Genomic DNA, 15,319 nt, shown 5'->3' on the forward strand with positions numbered 1-15,319 from the left:
AATGTTCTGTTTGCGTGCTATGTCTTGGCCATGAGCCGAGCATCTTCACATGCCCTCAAGCGCCCGCCGGTCCCGGTGCCCTCCGAGCCGGCGGGCGCGCCTTCGTCAGGTCCTGGGAAGGACTTTCCCGAACTCGCGGTCGCCATCGAACGGGGCCGGCGCCGCGGCCGGGGTGCCCAATCCAACGCGAGCGGTCGCTACGAGGCGGAGGCCCGTGTTGTCTTCGATGATGGCTGGCAGAGCCTCGAGGAACTGCCGCCGTTCAAGACGACGGTGGCGACCGACGCCTCGCGCAAGGTCATCACCCGCAACGATTCGCCCGACATCGGTTTCGATCGCTCGATCAATCCGTATCGCGGATGCGAGCACGGCTGCGTCTACTGCTTTGCGCGGCCGACCCACGCCTTCCTCGGCCTCTCGCCGGGGCTCGATTTCGAATCCAAGCTCTTCGTCAAGCCGGATGCCCCCGCGCTGCTGGAGAAGGAGTTGGCCGCCAGCGGCTACGAGCCGCGGATGATCGCGATCGGCACCAACACCGATCCGTACCAGCCGATCGAGCGCGAGCGGAAGATCATGCGCGGTATCCTCGAGGTGCTGGAGAAGGTTGGCCATCCCGTCGGGATCGTCACGAAGTCGGCGCTGGTGATGCGTGATGCCGACATCCTGGCGCGGATGGCCAAGAAGAATCTGGCGAAGGTCGCAATCTCCGTGACCACGCTGGATCCGAAGCTGGCGCGGACGATGGAGCCGCGCGCCTCGACGCCGGCAAAGCGGCTGGAGGCGCTGCAGGCGCTGTCGAAAGCAGGGATTCCGACCACGGTCATGGTGGCGCCGGTGATTCCCGCGCTCAACGACAGCGAGATCGAGCGCATCCTCGATGCCGCCGCCCATGCCGGCGTCAAGGAAGCTGCCTATGTGCTGTTGCGGCTGCCGCTGGAGGTGCGCGACCTGTTCCGCGAATGGCTGCTCGAGCATTATCCGGACCGCTACCGCCATGTCTTCACCCTGATCCGCGACATGCGCGGCGGCCGCGACTACGACTCGCAATGGGGAACGCGGATGAAGGGCACCGGGCCGATGGCCTGGATGATCGGCCGCCGCTTCGAGATCGCCTGCGAGAAGCTCGGGCTGAACAAGCGTCGGACCAAGCTGACGACCGATCATTTCGTGCGGCCGAAGGGCGGCGGCCAGCAGCTCAGCCTGTTCTGAAGCGTGCGGAGAGTAAGTGGAGAGTAAGTGATGAGCGCACAAGCGAGCGTTCCGCGGTTCACCGTCATCACACTCGGTGTGTCCGAGATGCGGCGGAGCATCGCCTTCTATACATTGCTCGGCTTCGTCCGAAAATTCCGCGCGACCGGCGAGGCCGTGGCATTCTTCGAGACCGGCGGGACGGTGCTGGCGCTGTACCCGTGGGGCGCGCTCGCCGATGACGCGGGCGTGCCAGACGCACCGCGCCCCCAGGCGTTCCGAGGCGTGACGCTGGCATGGAACTGCCGCTCGGAGGCTGAGGTCGATGCGGCGCTCGCGTCGGCGGTGGAGAAAGGCGCGATGCTGTTGAAACCGGCGCAACGGACCGACTATGGCGGTTACAGCGGCTATTTCTCCGATCCGGACGGTCATGTCTGGGAAGTGGTGGTCGCGCCGGGGATTGATGTCGGCGAGGATGATCGAGTGCATCTGCCGGCGTAGTCGGTCGCCGGCGGGGGGCGAATAGCGGGGAATTGAGGCCCGTTCGGGTTGCGCCGCCGCCAGCCGTTTCGCACCATGGCGGCCATGATTCGCGATCAGTCAAAGAAGCCGGGCAGGGCGAAAGCAGCGAGCTGTGCCGTGGCGAAGAGCGCCCCTGCAAAGGCCGCGACCAAGCCTGCTGCCCCGGGTGCTGCCGGCAAGTCGGGCGCCAAGCTCGGCAAGGGCGTCATCGCGGTGGCGCCGCCGAGCTTCCGGCGCGAGCGCGCGCTGTTGAAGCAGGGCGTCTGGCCGGTCGCGGGCTGCGACGAGGCGGGACGGGGTCCGCTGGCCGGTCCGGTGGTCGCTGCGGCCGTGATTCTCGACCCTGCGCGCATCCCCAGGGGTCTCGATGATTCCAAGCGCCTGAGCGCGGAGCAGCGCGAGGCGCTGTTCGACAAGATCTGCAAGACGTCGGCGTTTGCGGTGGCCGTCGCATCGCCGGCGCGAATCGATCGCGACAACATCCTGCGTGCCTCGCTCTGGGCGCTGTCGCGCGCCGTGAGGGCGCTGCCCGAGGCGCCGAGGCACGTCTTCGTCGACGGCCGCGACCGCATCGACGTCGATTGCGGCTGCGAGGCGGTGATCGGCGGCGATGGTCTGGTGATGTCGATTGCGGCCGCCTCGATCGTCGCCAAGGTCACGCGCGACCGGCTGATGTGCGCGCTGGCGCAGGATTGCCCAGGTTACGGCTTCGAGCAGCACAAGGGCTATGCTGTGCCGGAGCATCTCGCCGCGTTGGACCGGCTCGGCCCCTCGGTGCATCATCGCAGCCTGTTCGCGCCTGTCGTCGCCGCCCGGCGCAAGCATCAGCCGTGGACCGATGTGCCGGAGCCGGATCTTTTCGCGGAGGTGACCGTGGTGACATCCACCGAAATCTCGCTCGAGGTCTGATGCAGGTTGCCTCGCGGGCGCCGCGGTCTTAATAGTTTTGGTCAGCCAGCCAGCACGAAGTGTCACCCCTCGCAGCAGGGGCGGTGTTGTGCGCCCCGATCGTGCGGTATCGATTGCGGGCGTCGGACAGCGAGGCTGCTGCGGATGAGCGACGGTCCTGCCGGCCTCCTCGACGTCCTCAGCGATTCAGCCAAGCGATCCAGCCGTTCATGCGTTTCACGTCACTGGTTGTCGAACTGATCCGCGCAAGGCCGCGGCTGGTCGTCGTCATCGTGGTGCTGTGCCAGGCCCTGATGTGGCTCGGCGTGGCCATGCTGTTCTATCGCAGCCCGCCCGGCCAGCTTGCCACCACCATCGCGTTCGGACGTGAATACCAGGTCGGCACCGATCTCGGCCCGCCACTGTCGTTCTGGCTGTCGGACATCGCCTATCGCCTCGCCGGCAACCATCTGTTCGGCGTCTACGTGCTGGCCGTGCTGTGCTCGGCCCTGGGTCTGTGGGTGATGTATCTCCTGGCGGGGGCGATCGTCGGCGGGCAGCAGGCGGTGCTCGCCGTGCTGCTGACCATGACCATCACCGCGTTCGGTGCACCCACGCTGGAATTCGGTCCGGAGGTGCTGGCGCGTCCGCTCTGGGCGCTGCTGCTGCTCCATAGCTGGCGGATTCTCGGCGAGGGCCGGCGCAACGCCTGGTTTGCCTGGTCGATCGAGGCCGGCCTGCTGCTGCTGACCACCTCGGCCGCGGCGGGCCTGCTGCTGCTGATCGCCGGCTTCGTGGTCTCCACCGCGCAGGGCCGCCGGGTGCTGCGCTCGTTCGATCCGCTGTTCGCGCTGCTGGTGGTGCTGGCGCTGGCGCTGCCCTACCTCATCTTCGTGCTGCGCGCCGACAGCGTCGGGCTGCCGGCGCTGCCCGTTCTCGCCGAGCTCTCGGTGCGCGCCTGGCATTGGCTCGCCTTGGCTGGCGGGGCGCTGCTGGCGATCTCGGCCATGGTGCTGCTGGTGCTGCTCGACGCCAGCTGGATCAGCCGCAGCGAGACCGACGCCCCGATCATCTACCGCCGTTCGGTCCCGCCGCTCGCCCGCGACTTCGTCTATTGCTTCGCGATCGCACCGGCCCTGGCGGGCAGCCTGATCTCCGGCCTGTTCGGTCTGCCCACGGTGTTCGGCGGAGTCGCCGTCACCTTGACGATGGTCGGCCTCGCGCTGGTGGTCGCGTCCGGCGATCTGATCTATCTGCGCCGCCAGCGGCTGTTGCGCACGGTGTGGGCGGCTGCGGTCGCTGCGCCCGCGGTTTTCGTTGCCGGCAGCGCCGTGATTCAGCCCGTGATCGGCGAGGGCGAGGTCGCGACGTCGATGCCGGCCCGCGACATCGCCCGCTTCTTCGTCGAGAGTTTTGAGCGCCGTACCAACCAGCGGCTGCAGGCGGTCGCCGGCGATCCGCAACTCGCCAGCCTGGTCGCGCTCGGTCGCCGCCGCGCGCATCTGTTCCTCGATGCCACCCCGCAGCGGACACCCTGGGTCACGCCGGCGAAATTCGCCGAGAGCGGCGGCGTCGTGGTGTGGCGCGCCTCCGACACGGTCGGCACCCCACCGCCTGACATCGCCCAGCGCTTTCCCGGGCTGGTGCCGGAGGTGCCGCGCAGCTTCGACTGGCTGATCAACGGCCGCCAGCCGGTGCTGCGCATCGGCTGGGCCATCGTACGGCCGAGGGGGCCTTAGCGCTTTCCATGCGAGCCGTCATTGCGAGGAGCGAAAGCGACGAAGCAATCCAGGGCTGCGCGCGTGACTCTGGATTGCTTCGCTGCGCCGCTGCGCTCGCAATGACGGAAGCGAATTGGGTCCTCAGACCGCTATCACCGTCGAGATTGCGCGCAGATCCTGCCAGGACAGCCGCTTGTAGGACGGCGAGCGCAACAGATAGGCCGGATGGAACGTCGCGATCGCGCGGATCGTCCGCTTGCCGGTGTCGTAGTCGCGCCATTTGCCGCGCACGCGCATGATGCCCTCGGTCGTACCGAGCAGCGACTGGGTCGAGGGATTGCCGAGCGTCACCAGCACATCGGGATCGACCAGCTCGATCTGGCGGCGAATGAACGGCAGGCAGATCTGCGTCTCCTGCGGCGTTGGCGTGCGGTTGCCGGGCGGGCGCCAGGGAATGACGTTGGCGATGTAGACCTTGCTGCGGTCGAGCCCGATCGCGCCGATCATGCGGTCGAGCAGCTTGCCGGAGCGGCCGACGAATGGCAGGCCCTCGATGTCCTCGTCGCGGCCGGGCGCCTCGCCGACCAGCATGATGCGCGCCTGCGGATTGCCGTCGGCGAACACCAGCCGTGACGCCGTCTGCTTCAGCGCGCAGCCGTCGAAAGTCTCCAGGAGCTCGCGCAGCGCCTCCAGCGTCGGCGCCGTCCGCGCCGCCTCGCGGGCCGAGGCGACGGCCGCTTCCGGCGGAGGCGGCGGTTCTCCGCGCGGCGGAATGATCGCCGGCGCGGCCGGCCGGCCGGGCTGCGCCGGCGCCTGACGGGCGACGGGGGCCGCGGCGGGGAACGAAACCGCCTCGGGCTCGACCAGCCGGTTGATCGGCTCGTCGGCCAAGGCGCAATCGACCCCGGCCTCCAGATAGAAGGCGAGCAGCTGCCGGACGTCTGGGAGGGGCTCGGGGGTCATCATGATCGATCGCCGCGGCAGTGTACGCTGCCTCGGCGCATGGCGGAATGCATTTCGGTGGTTGTCCTGCCCCGAAAAATCGGAAACAAGAGTTTGGAATAACCCAAAAAGGGACGGAACGCCCTAGTGTTCCGGCGCCAGCCGTCGCTCCCCCTCCGGACCAGTCTTCAGCGAACGGTGAACGCCTTCAGGAACCCTAGTTAAGTCATTGTTGCCATTGCAGCTCCGGGTTTGACCTTTGCACGCGCCAGGGGGCGGCAGAGGTCGGGTCCCCTGCACCGGCCGGGCCTGAGATCGAGAGAGATGAGCACCGAAGAATTACCTCCGCGCGAATCCATGGAGTTCGACGTCGTCATCGTCGGCGCCGGCCCCTCGGGCCTGTCCGCCGCGATCCGGCTGAAGCAGCTCAATGCCGACCTCAACATCGTCGTGGTCGAGAAAGGCTCCGAGGTCGGCGCGCACATTCTGTCCGGTGCGGTGATCGATCCGGCGGCGCTCGACAAGCTCATCCCCGACTGGCGCTCGGACGACGATTGCCCGCTGAAGACCCAGGTCAAGGTCGACAAGTTCTTCTGGATGACCGAGAGCAGCGCGATCTCGCTGCCGGGCTTCGCGATGCCGCCGCTGATGGACAACCATCACTGCTACATCGGTTCGCTCGGTAATGTCTGCCGTTGGCTGTCGCGCAAGGCCGAGGCGCTCGGCGTCGAGATCTATCCGGGCTTCGCGGCCACCGAGGTGCTCTATGACGAGCAGGGCGCGGTGCGCGGCATCGCCACCGGCGACATGGGCATCGGCAAGGACGGCAAGCCGAAATCCTCGTTCACGCGCGGCATGGAGCTGCTCGGCAAGTACACGCTGTTCGCGGAAGGCGCGCGCGGCAGCCTGTCCAAGCAGCTGATCGCGAAATTCGCATTGGACGCCAAGAGCGAGCCGGCGAAATTCGGCATCGGCCTCAAGGAGGTCTGGCAGATCGATCCTGCCAAGCACCAGAAGGGGCTGATCCAGCATTCCTTCGGCTGGCCGCTCGACATGAAGACCGGCGGCGGCTCGTTCCTGTATCACTACGACGACAATCTCGTCGCAGTCGGTTTCGTCGTCCACCTGAACTACGACGATCCCTATCTGTCGCCGTTCGAGGAATTCCAGCGCTTCAAGACGCACCCGTCGATCCGCGGCGTGTTCGAAGGCGGCAAGCGCCTCGCCTACGGCGCACGCGCCATCACCGAAGGCGGCTATCAGTCGGTGCCGCGGCTGTCGTTCGCCGGCGGCGCGCTGATCGGCTGCGCCGCGGGCTTCGTCAACGTGCCGCGCATCAAGGGCGTGCACAACGCGATGGGCAGCGCGATGCTCGCGGCCGAGCACGTCAATGCCGCGCTCGCATCCGGCCGCGCCAATGACGAGCTGGTCAGTTACGAGAACGCCTGGCGCGGCTCGCCAGTCGGCGAGGATCTGTTCAAGGTCCGCAACGTCAAGCCGCTATGGTCGAAGTTCGGCACGGTGCTCGGCGTCGCGCTCGGCGGCTTCGACATGTGGTGCAACACGCTCGGTTTCTCGTTGTTCGGCACCCAGTCGCACGTCAAGCCCGATCGCGCGACGCTCGATCCCGCCAAGGCGCATCAGCCGAAACCTGCGATGAAGCCGGATGGCAAGCTGACCTTCGACCGGCTGTCCTCGGTGTTCCTGTCGAACACCAATCACGAGGAAGACCAGCCGGTGCATCTGAAGGTCGCCGACATGGCGCTGCAGAAGAGCTCCGAGCACGACGTCTATGCCGGACCGTCAAACCGCTATTGCCCTGCGGGCGTCTACGAATGGGTCGAGGAGGGCGCCACCCCGCGCTTTGTGATCAACGCGCAGAACTGCGTCCACTGCAAGACCTGCGACGTCAAGGATCCCAACGGCAACATCACCTGGGTTCCTCCGGAAGGCGGCGGTGGGCCGAACTACGAGGCGATGTAGCCTCGCATAACGCACGATCGCGTGAGTCGGCTGCTCCGGGGAGGGCAGCCGGCCACGATACGGCCATACTGGCGCGGTTTGACGCAGGTCACCTTCGCCAAAGGGGCTCCCGGCTGACCCGAATATCCTGCAAATCCTTGCGGTTGGCCGCCAAACGCGGCATTGTCGGCGCCTTGAAGAGCTGCCGATCGGGGTCGTGTCCGTACCGATCCGTCATTTCCAACAACCAGAGCGCACCGTGATGTTGTCAATTCGCAATCGCTGGACCGCAATTGCCGTTTCTGCCTTGCTGCTCCCCGGTGCCGTCCTGGCCCAGACGCCGGATCATCCTGCGGATAACGCCGCGAAGTTTCCGACCAGCGTCGATCTGAAGTCGCTCACCACATCGGGCAGCTATCTGGCGGCCCGCCACGCCAGCGTCGAGCGCGACGCGGCCTCGGCGGCGGCGTTCTACCGCTCGGCGCTACGTAGCGACCCGAAGAACAACGAGCTGCTCGACCGCGCCTTCATCTCCTCGGTCGCCGATGGCGACATCGACGAGGCCGTGAAGCTGGCCGAGCGCGTGCTCACGATCGACAAGGCGAACCGCATCGCGCGCCTCGTGGTCGGCGTGCAGGACATCAAGCAGAAGAAATACACAGCCGCCCAGACCAACATCAACCAGTCGGTGCGCGGGCCGATCACCGATCTCGTCGCCACCTTGCTGTCGGCATGGGCCGCGGCCGGTGCGGGCGATTCGAAGACCGCCGTCGCCAATATCGACAAGCTGACTGGTCCCGAATGGTATCCGCTGTTCAAGGACCTCCATGCCGGCATGATCCTGGAGTTGGCCGGCAAGGAGAAGGACGCCGGCACGCGGTTCGAGCGCGCCTACAAGCTCGACGATTCGATGCTGCGCATCACCGAGGCCTATGCGCATTGGCTGTCGCGCAACAAGGATGCGGCCGCCGCGACCGCGATCTATGAAGCCTTCGACAAGAAGCTCGCGCGCCATCCGCTGGTGCAGGAGGGCCTGCGCGAGACCAAGGCCGGCAAGAAGCTGCCGTCGCTGGTCGATTCGGCGCAGGCCGGCGCCGCCGAGGCGCTGTACGGCATCGGCGCCACTTTGAGCCGCCGCGGCGGCGAGGATCTGGCGCTGGTCTATCTGCAGCTCGCGCTGCATCTGCAGCCGAATCATCCGCTGGCGCTGCTGTCGCTCGCCGATCTCTACGAGACCGTGAAGAAGCCGCAGATGGCGATCAAGGTCTATGAGCGGGTGCCGGCGAGCTCGCCGTTGAAGCGCAATGCGCAGATCCAGCTCGCCACCGATCTCGACAGCGCCGACCGCAGCGACGAGGCGATCAAGATCCTCAAGGACGTCATTGCGCAGGATCCGAAGGATCTCGAGGCGATCATGGCGCTCGGCAACATCGAGCGCGGCCGCAAGAAGTTCGCCGATTGCGCCAAGACCTATTCGCTCGGCGTCGATTCGCTGCCGGTGAACAATGAAAAGGCCAACAGCGTCTATTACTACTACCGCGGCATCTGCCTGGAGCGCTCCAAGCAGTGGCCGAAGGCTGAGGCCGACATGCGCAAGGCCCTCGAGCTGCAGCCCGACCAGCCGCATGTGCTGAACTATCTCGGCTATTCCTGGATCGACCAGGGCATCAATCTCGACGAAGGCATGAAGATGATCAAGCGTGCCGTCGAGCAGCGGCCGGACGATGGCTACATCGTCGACTCGCTCGGCTGGGCCTATTACCGCATCGGCAATTACGAGGAAGCGGTCAAGAACCTCGAGCGCGCGATCGACCTCAAGCCCGAGGATCCGACCATCAACGACCATCTCGGCGACGCTTATTGGCGCATCGGCCGCAAGCTGGAAGCCAAGTTCCAGTGGGCCCATGCCCGCGACCTGAAGCCCGAGGCCGAGGAGCTGCCGAAGATCGAGGCCAAGATCCAGAACGGCCTGACTGATGATCCGGCGCCCGCTGCGGCCAGCAACGACACCAAGGATACGCCGTCCGACGCCAAGAAGGACGACGGCAAGGGCGGCTAGGTCGTCCTGATCACGATGTGAGAGCCATCACGGGCTCCTCGGCTTGCCGGGGAGCCCGGATGATTTTGATGAAGGGTGTGGCGGTTGCCGGCCACGTTCGCTTCGGCCTCGGGCCGCGGCGAGTTGGCATCTGAGCTCCACCACCGAACATGCTGGGGGCATTGCGCCGATGTTGGCGTCCACGGTCACCGGCGCGCTGCAGGAGCAGGGGCGCGCCAAGGTCAATCTGACCCTGCGGGTCGTCGGCCGCCGGGTCGACGGCTATCATGATCTCGAAAGCGTCGTCGCCTTTGCGGATTGCGCGGACCAGCTCGCGCTGGTGCCGGGGCCGGAGCTGACGCTGACCACGACCGGACCTCTGGCAGAGGCCTGTGGCGAGACCACGGACAATCTGGTGCTGAAGGCGGCGCGTCTGCTGGCGGAGGCCGTTCCCGGCCTGAAGCTCGGCGCGTTCACGCTGGAGAAGGTGCTGCCGGTCGCCGCCGGCATCGGCGGCGGCTCGGCCGATGCCGCAGCGGCGCTGCGGTTGTTGGCGAAGCTGAACGGCCTGTCGCTGGACGATCCGCGCCTCACTGCGGTTGCCCTGAAAACCGGCGCCGACGTGCCGGTTTGCGTCCCCTCGCGCGCCTGCACCATGACCGGCGTCGGCGAGAACCTGCAGCCGCTTGCGCTTCCTGTCCTGCCCTGCGTGATGATCAATCCGCGGGTGCCGGTCGCGACCAAGGACGTGTTCCAGGCGCTCGGCCTGAAGCCGGGCGACCTGCTGGTCGGCGTGACCGATGTCCTCACGGCGCCGTCCTGGCCGCAGGCCGGCGCGTCGGTCGGAGACTGGGTCGCTGCACTCGATCAGGTGAAGAATGATCTGGAGCCGCCCGCCCTGAAGGTGCAGTCGATCATCGGCACGGTGCTCGACGCGCTGCGCGCGAGTTCAGGCGTGCTGCTGGCGCGCATGTCCGGCTCCGGCGCGACATGCTTTGCGATCTATGGCAGCGAGGCGGATGCAAAGTCGGCCGGCGCTGCGATCGCAGCCGCGCACCCTGAATGGTGGGTGCATGCGGGGACGCTGAGCTAGTTTGCTGGCTCGGCCCTCATTGCGAGCGAAGCATCGAGACTCTTTGCTGCGGCCCTGGATCGCGTCGTCGCTACGCTCCTCGCGATGCCGGCGCGCTGATGATTCGTAGGGTGGGCAAAGGCGCAGCCTGGCTGCAGCCCGGCACAAGGTCGTGGCGGCGCCGTGCCCACCGTCTGACCGCGGGGCACGACGCCCGATGGTGGGCACGGCGCCATTGCAGCGTGATTTGTCGCATCAGCTGGGCAGGCGCCTTCGCCCACCCTACAGAACTTGCTTGGGTGACGGTCTTTCGGCAGACGAACGAACTAATGCGACCGCGCCAGGCAGAACGCCACCACCTGCTCCAGCGCCGCCTTCATCGGTGACGCCGGGAACAGCGCCAGCGCGTCGACGGCCATCGCGCCATAGTGATGCGCGCGGCTGATCGTGTCCTCCAAGGCGCGGTGCTTGTTCATCAGCCCGATCGCATGGTCGAGATCGTGATCGCTGATCTCGCCGCGCTCCAGCGCCTTGATCCAGAAGGCACGCTCGCTGTCGCTGCCGCGGCGGAACGCCAGCACCACCGGCAGCGTGATCTTGCCCTCGCGGAAATCGTCGCCGACATTCTTGCCGAGCTTGGCGGCCTTGCCGCCATAGTCGAGCACGTCGTCGACGAGCTGGAAGGCGATGCCGAGATTCATGCCGAAAGACCGGGATGCGGCCTGCTCGGCCTTGGGACGGTCGGCCAGCACCGGGCCGACCTCACAGGCGGCAGCGAACAGTTCCGCCGTCTTGCCGCGGATCACGGCGAGATATTCGTCCTCGGTCGTTGCGGTGTTCTTGGCGGCGGCAAGCTGCATCACCTCGCCTTCGGCAATCGTGGCTGCGGCGGCCGAGAGAATGTCGAGCGCGCGCAGCGAGCCGACCTCGACCATCATGCGGAACGCCTGGCCAAGCAGGAAGTCGCCGACCAGCACGCTGGCCTCGTTGCCCCACAGCATGCGCGCCGACAATTTGCCGCGGCGCATTTCGCTCTCGTCAACCACGTCGTCATGGAGCAGCGTCGCCGTATGCATGAACTCGACGGCCGCGGCGAGCTTGACGTGACCATCGCCGGTGTAGTCGGTGAGATGAGCCATCGCCAGCGTCAGCATCGGCCGCAGCCGCTTGCCGCCGGAGGAGATCAGGTGGTTTGCGACCTCCGGGATCATCGTGACGTCCGAGCCGGTGCGCGACAAAATCGTAGCGTTGACCCGTTCCATGTCGGCTGCGACCAGCGCGACCAGCCCATCGATGGAGGCTCCCGATGGACTCTCGAAAGGTACGATAACCGCCACTCTGGTCTCCGATTTTGCTATGCTCGAAACGACAATAGAAACTGCGGCCGCAGGCGGCAAGGGCAGACACGGAACCTTGACCCGAGCCGTCTTGACCCGAGCCTTCTTGACCCAAGCCCGCATGGAGACATAACGATTGAAGGAATTGGTTCGGACCAATGATATCGTGCTGGTTTCGGCGATAGGGGCGCTGCTCGACGGCGCCGACATCCATCACCTCGTGCTCGATCAGAACATGAGCGTCATCGAAGGCTCGCTCGGCATCCTGCCGCGCAGGATCCTCGTGCATGAGGACGACAATCTCCAGGCCCGGCGGCTTCTTACCGATGCCGGTCTGGCGCATGAACTGCGCCCTGATGAGTGACGCTGTCGACATCTCCGAGGATGCCGTGCTCGGCGGCCAATTGCGGCTGCGGCAGCCCACGACGGGCCATCGCGCCGGCCACGATGCAATCCTGCTGGCGGCGGCGACGGCCGCGCGTTCGGGCGATCGCGTGGTCGATCTCGGTGCCGGCGTGGGGACGGCGGGGCTGGCCTTGGCCCGGCGCGTCGGCGGTCTCACCTTGACGCTGGTCGAGCGCGAGCCGGATCTGGCGTGCCTCGCGCGCGACAACGCACGCGCCAATGCCTTGCCGGCGGAGGTCGTGGTGCTGGACATCGCCGCGGACGCGGCCGCTTTCGCTGCCGCAGGGCTCGGGCCCGACAGTGTCGACGTCGTGCTGATGAATCCGCCGTTCCACGATGCCGCGCGCCACCGCGCCTCGCCCGACGCCGCGCGCGCGACCGCGCACATGGCAACGGCGACGACGTTGGAGATCTGGACGCATGCCGCGCGGCGGATGCTGAAATCCGGTGGCGTGCTGACCTTGATCTGGCGGGCCGATGGTTTGAGCGAGGTTGTCGCGGCGCTGGCGCGCGGCTTCGGCAGTCTCGCGATTCAACCGGTTCACGGCCAAGCGGGGCAGCCGGCGATCCGTATCCTGGTCAGGGCCGTTAAGGGAGGGCGGGCGCCGACCCAGATTCTCGCCGGAGTGGTGCTGAATGAGGCGGCAGGCGTGCCGAATGACGAGGCCATGCGTGTGCTGTCGGGGCAGGGGGCGCTGGCTTTGAGCACCCCCTGAACGGCTAATCGAGGTCGGGCGTTATTGCGTCTGAGCTTCCGACGGGCGTTCGGTTACCGTCGTGAAACGGATCGCAGTCAATAGAGTACCGATCAGCAGCATCAACAGGTAGACCTTCATGTATTCCTCCGCCGCACTCTGCACCTTGGCTCGCCGTGCGATTGCCCAGGAGATTGCAAGGCTCGTTCCAGCCCTTTGAATGGCAGCGGCGCGATAAAAAGTGGTTAATCCGAGGTAACAGGATGGTGGACAATTTGACACAACCCAGCGATGCAGCCGGGCTCCTCGATCGCCTGAAGGCGCTGCTTCCGGCGCGGCTGCGCGGCGTACCGGTGGTGCCGGTCGTCCGCCTGTCCGGCGTGATCGGCGCAGTGACGCCGCTGCGGCCGGGGCTGACGCTTGCGGGCGTCGCCAAGGTGCTGGAGCGCGCCTTCTCCATGCGCAACGCCAAGGCCGTGGCGCTGGTGATCAATTCGCCCGGCGGCTCGCCGGTGCAGTCGCGCCAGATCTATCTGCGCATTCGCCAGCTCGCGGCGGAGAAGAAGCTGCCGGTGCTCGTGTTCGTCGAGGACGTCGCGGCCTCCGGCGGCTACATGATCGCCTGCGCCGGCGACGAGATCTTCTGCGATCCGTCCTCGATCCTCGGCTCGATCGGCGTGGTCGGCGGCTCGTTCGGGCTGCAGGACCTGATCAAGAAGATCGGCATCGAGCGCCGGCTGTATACGGCCGGCGAGCACAAGGCGATGCTCGATCCGTTCCTGCCGGAGAATCCCGACGACGTGGCGCGGCTGAAGAAGATCCAGCGCGAGATCCACGCGCTGTTCATCTCGCTGGTCAAGGAAAGCCGCGCGACCCGGCTGAAGGGCGCCGACGATGTGTTGTTCACCGGCGAGTACTGGGCCGGCGACAGCGCCGTCACGCTGGGGCTGGCGGACGCCATCGGCGACCTCCGCGCCGTCCTGCGCACCCGCTTCGGCGACAAGGTTGCAACGCCCGTCGTGGCGCCGGCGGCCGGCCTGTTGTCGGGTCTGCTCGGCCGCCGCGCCGCGGGCGCCGGCAGCCTGGGATTCGGCTGGACGGGGCTGGCCGAGGAGCTGATCTCGGCGGCCGAAACCCGGGCGATCTGGGCCCGTTTCGGGTTCTAGACTGGAGGCCACGCCATTTCGCCCCTCGCAATCCGGATTGCGGGGGGAACCGGGATCGGCGACAATGGGAATCGGGGTGGCTCTGTTTATGAACGAGGATCGACCAATGCCGCCGTTCGTTGCTTTCGCGGGTATGCTGGGCGGGCTTGCCGTGGTTCGCTGGGCCTACAAGGCCGCTCAGAAGATTAACCGGGAGCTCGAAGAGGCGCGACTGTCGCGCGTCGCCGAGGCCGCGCAGACAGCCGAGATCAAGACTCTGCGCCGCGATCCCGTCACGGGCGCCTACCGGCCGGGCTGACGCGAGCCGCTGATCTTCGAACGACGGCACGTCGCCGCCGTTCGGAGACCCTATTGCCTTGATTCCTGATGTCCCCGCCGATACGGTCCGCGCGCTTTTCCGACGCCTGCGAAAGACCGATACCGACGATGGACTCGCTACCTCTGCACATGCGCCCCGAACGTTCGTTCCAGGGCTTCATCCTGGCCCTGCAGCGGTTCTGGGCCGAGCAGGGCTGCGTGATCCTGCAGCCCTACGACATGGAGATGGGGGCAGGCACCTTCCACCCGGCGACGACCCTGCGCGCGCTTGGGCCGAAGTCGTGGAATGCCGCCTATGTGCAGCCGTCGCGGCGGCCGAAGGACGGCCGTTACGGCGAGAACCCGAACCGGATGCAGCACTACTACCAGTTCCAGGTGATCATGAAGCCGTCGCCGCCGAACCTTCAGGAGCTGTACCTGCAGTCGCTCGGCGCCATCGGCATCGACGCCGCCGTGCACGACATCCGCTTCGTCGAGGACGACTGGGAGAGCCCGACGCTCGGCGCCTGGGGTCTCGGCTGGGAGTGCTGGTGCGACGGCATGGAGGTGTCGCAGTTCACCTATTTCCAGCAGGTCGCGGGCTTCGAATGCGCGCCGGTCGCGGGCGAGCTCACCTATGGCCTCGAGCGCCTGGCGATGTACGTGCAGGGCGTCGACCGCGTCTACGACCTCAACTTCAACGGCCGCGACGGCGACGCCAAGGTCACCTATGGCGACGTCTTCCTGCAGGCCGAGCGGGAATATTCCCGGCACAATTTCGAGCATGCCGACACCGACATGCTGTTCGAGCAGTTCAAGATGGCCGAGGGCGCCTGCCGCAAATATCTCGCGGCCGGTTGGCGCGAGGGCAATCGTCGGGAGCATCAGATGGCGCTGCCGGCCTACGACCAGTGCATCAAGGCCAGCCACGTGTTCAACCTGCTCGATGCGCGCGGCGTGATCTCCGTCACCGAGCGCCAGAGCTACATCCTGCGCGTCCGCGAGCTCGCCAAGGCCTGCGGCGAAGCCTGGCTGCATACGGAGGCGGGCGGGGCGGGGGCTGGTTAGAGCTTCGCGGCTCGGACG

14 protein-coding genes are annotated in these 15,319 nt (G+C 66.8%); 12 read left to right on the forward strand and 2 right to left on the reverse strand.

What is annotated here, in order from left to right:
• Positions 1-30: 30 nt before the first annotated feature.
• The 4 genes from QX124_RS08090 to QX124_RS08105 all read left to right on the forward strand — a co-directional run bounded on the left by QX124_RS08090 (position 31) and on the right by QX124_RS08105 (position 4,337).
• Positions 31-1,209, forward strand: coding sequence for a PA0069 family radical SAM protein (locus QX124_RS08090; protein WP_315796860.1), 1,179 nt, complete (start codon positions 31-33; stop codon positions 1,207-1,209).
• A gap of 30 nt (positions 1,210-1,239) precedes the next feature.
• Entirely contained in the window at positions 1,240-1,689 is a 450-nt protein-coding gene (locus tag QX124_RS08095) for a VOC family protein (protein WP_315796861.1), read from the forward strand.
• 75 nt (positions 1,690-1,764) lie between these two features.
• Positions 1,765-2,619, forward strand: coding sequence for a ribonuclease HII (locus tag QX124_RS08100; RefSeq protein WP_315796862.1), 855 nt, complete (start codon positions 1,765-1,767; stop codon positions 2,617-2,619).
• Between the two features lie 209 nt (positions 2,620-2,828).
• Positions 2,829-4,337 carry a glycosyltransferase family 39 protein gene (locus tag QX124_RS08105; RefSeq protein WP_315739955.1) on the forward strand — a complete coding sequence of 503 codons (1,509 nt, stop codon included), beginning with the start codon at positions 2,829-2,831 and terminating at the stop codon, positions 4,335-4,337.
• 123 nt (positions 4,338-4,460) lie between these two features.
• Here QX124_RS08105 and QX124_RS08110 read toward each other — a convergent pair whose 3' ends face one another.
• On the reverse strand, positions 4,461-5,282 hold the full coding sequence (locus QX124_RS08110; RefSeq protein ID WP_315796863.1) for a uracil-DNA glycosylase: 822 nt from the start codon (positions 5,280-5,282) through the stop codon (positions 4,461-4,463).
• Between the two features lie 303 nt (positions 5,283-5,585).
• Between QX124_RS08110 and QX124_RS08115 the strand changes: the two genes are divergently transcribed.
• The 3 genes from QX124_RS08115 (at position 5,586) to QX124_RS08125 (ending at position 10,354) form a co-directional block, all read left to right on the forward strand.
• Positions 5,586-7,244: an electron transfer flavoprotein-ubiquinone oxidoreductase gene (locus QX124_RS08115; protein ID WP_315757060.1), complete on the forward strand. Its 1,659-nt coding sequence runs from the start codon at positions 5,586-5,588 to the stop codon at positions 7,242-7,244.
• A gap of 241 nt (positions 7,245-7,485) precedes the next feature.
• Entirely contained in the window at positions 7,486-9,282 is a 1,797-nt protein-coding gene (locus QX124_RS08120; protein WP_315773965.1) for a tetratricopeptide repeat protein, read from the forward strand.
• 169 nt (positions 9,283-9,451) lie between these two features.
• Positions 9,452-10,354: a 4-(cytidine 5'-diphospho)-2-C-methyl-D-erythritol kinase gene (locus QX124_RS08125; RefSeq protein WP_315796864.1), complete on the forward strand. Its 903-nt coding sequence runs from the start codon at positions 9,452-9,454 to the stop codon at positions 10,352-10,354.
• 305 nt (positions 10,355-10,659) lie between these two features.
• On the opposite strand, the gene QX124_RS08130 is transcribed toward QX124_RS08125, so the two are convergent.
• Complete coding sequence (locus QX124_RS08130) at positions 10,660-11,670, reverse strand: polyprenyl synthetase family protein (protein WP_315739959.1); 1,011 nt, start codon at positions 11,668-11,670, stop codon at positions 10,660-10,662.
• Positions 11,671-11,806: 136 nt separating this feature from the next.
• Here QX124_RS08130 and QX124_RS08135 point away from each other — a divergent pair, with 136 nt between their 5' ends.
• The 5 genes from QX124_RS08135 to QX124_RS08155 all read left to right on the forward strand — a co-directional run bounded on the left by QX124_RS08135 (position 11,807) and on the right by QX124_RS08155 (position 15,301).
• Positions 11,807-12,034 carry a DUF2007 domain-containing protein gene (locus tag QX124_RS08135; protein ID WP_315739960.1) on the forward strand — a complete coding sequence of 76 codons (228 nt, stop codon included), beginning with the start codon at positions 11,807-11,809 and terminating at the stop codon, positions 12,032-12,034.
• Positions 12,027-12,791 (forward strand): tRNA1(Val) (adenine(37)-N6)-methyltransferase, encoded by a 765-nt coding sequence (locus QX124_RS08140; RefSeq protein WP_315796865.1) that lies wholly within the window; start codon positions 12,027-12,029, stop codon positions 12,789-12,791. Before QX124_RS08135 ends, QX124_RS08140 begins: the two co-directional genes overlap by 8 nt.
• Before the next feature lie 242 nt (positions 12,792-13,033).
• Positions 13,034-13,936, forward strand: coding sequence for a S49 family peptidase (locus QX124_RS08145; RefSeq protein WP_315796866.1), 903 nt, complete (start codon positions 13,034-13,036; stop codon positions 13,934-13,936).
• A 106-nt stretch (positions 13,937-14,042) separates the two neighbouring features.
• Positions 14,043-14,234 (forward strand): hypothetical protein, encoded by a 192-nt coding sequence (locus QX124_RS08150; protein ID WP_315739963.1) that lies wholly within the window; start codon positions 14,043-14,045, stop codon positions 14,232-14,234.
• Between the two features lie 128 nt (positions 14,235-14,362).
• Complete coding sequence (locus QX124_RS08155) at positions 14,363-15,301, forward strand: glycine--tRNA ligase subunit alpha (RefSeq protein ID WP_315796867.1); 939 nt, start codon at positions 14,363-14,365, stop codon at positions 15,299-15,301.
• Positions 15,302-15,319: the final 18 nt, after the last annotated feature.

The organism is Bradyrhizobium sp. SZCCHNRI3043 (genome assembly GCF_032377735.1).
GTDB lineage: Bacteria > Pseudomonadota > Alphaproteobacteria > Rhizobiales > Xanthobacteraceae > Bradyrhizobium.

What these genes read in the sequence shown, in the direction of transcription:
- QX124_RS08090 (WP_315796860.1), top strand. Translation starts at nt 31, where the DNA reads ATGAGCCGAGCATCTTCACATGCCCTCAAGCGCCCGCCGGTCCCGGTG.
- QX124_RS08095 (WP_315796861.1), top strand. Translation starts at nt 1,240, where the DNA reads ATGAGCGCACAAGCGAGCGTTCCGCGGTTCACCGTCATCACACTCGGT.
- QX124_RS08100 (WP_315796862.1), top strand. Translation starts at nt 1,765, where the DNA reads ATGGCGGCCATGATTCGCGATCAGTCAAAGAAGCCGGGCAGGGCGAAA.
- QX124_RS08105 (WP_315739955.1), top strand. Translation starts at nt 2,829, where the DNA reads ATGCGTTTCACGTCACTGGTTGTCGAACTGATCCGCGCAAGGCCGCGG.
- QX124_RS08110 (WP_315796863.1), bottom strand. Translation starts at nt 5,282, where the DNA reads ATGACCCCCGAGCCCCTCCCAGACGTCCGGCAGCTGCTCGCCTTCTAT.
- QX124_RS08115 (WP_315757060.1), top strand. Translation starts at nt 5,586, where the DNA reads ATGAGCACCGAAGAATTACCTCCGCGCGAATCCATGGAGTTCGACGTC.
- QX124_RS08120 (WP_315773965.1), top strand. Translation starts at nt 7,486, where the DNA reads ATGTTGTCAATTCGCAATCGCTGGACCGCAATTGCCGTTTCTGCCTTG.
- QX124_RS08125 (WP_315796864.1), top strand. Translation starts at nt 9,452, where the DNA reads ATGTTGGCGTCCACGGTCACCGGCGCGCTGCAGGAGCAGGGGCGCGCC.
- QX124_RS08140 (WP_315796865.1), top strand. Translation starts at nt 12,027, where the DNA reads ATGAGTGACGCTGTCGACATCTCCGAGGATGCCGTGCTCGGCGGCCAA.
- QX124_RS08145 (WP_315796866.1), top strand. Translation starts at nt 13,034, where the DNA reads ATGGTGGACAATTTGACACAACCCAGCGATGCAGCCGGGCTCCTCGAT.
- QX124_RS08150 (WP_315739963.1), top strand. Translation starts at nt 14,043, where the DNA reads ATGCCGCCGTTCGTTGCTTTCGCGGGTATGCTGGGCGGGCTTGCCGTG.
- QX124_RS08155 (WP_315796867.1), top strand. Translation starts at nt 14,363, where the DNA reads ATGGACTCGCTACCTCTGCACATGCGCCCCGAACGTTCGTTCCAGGGC.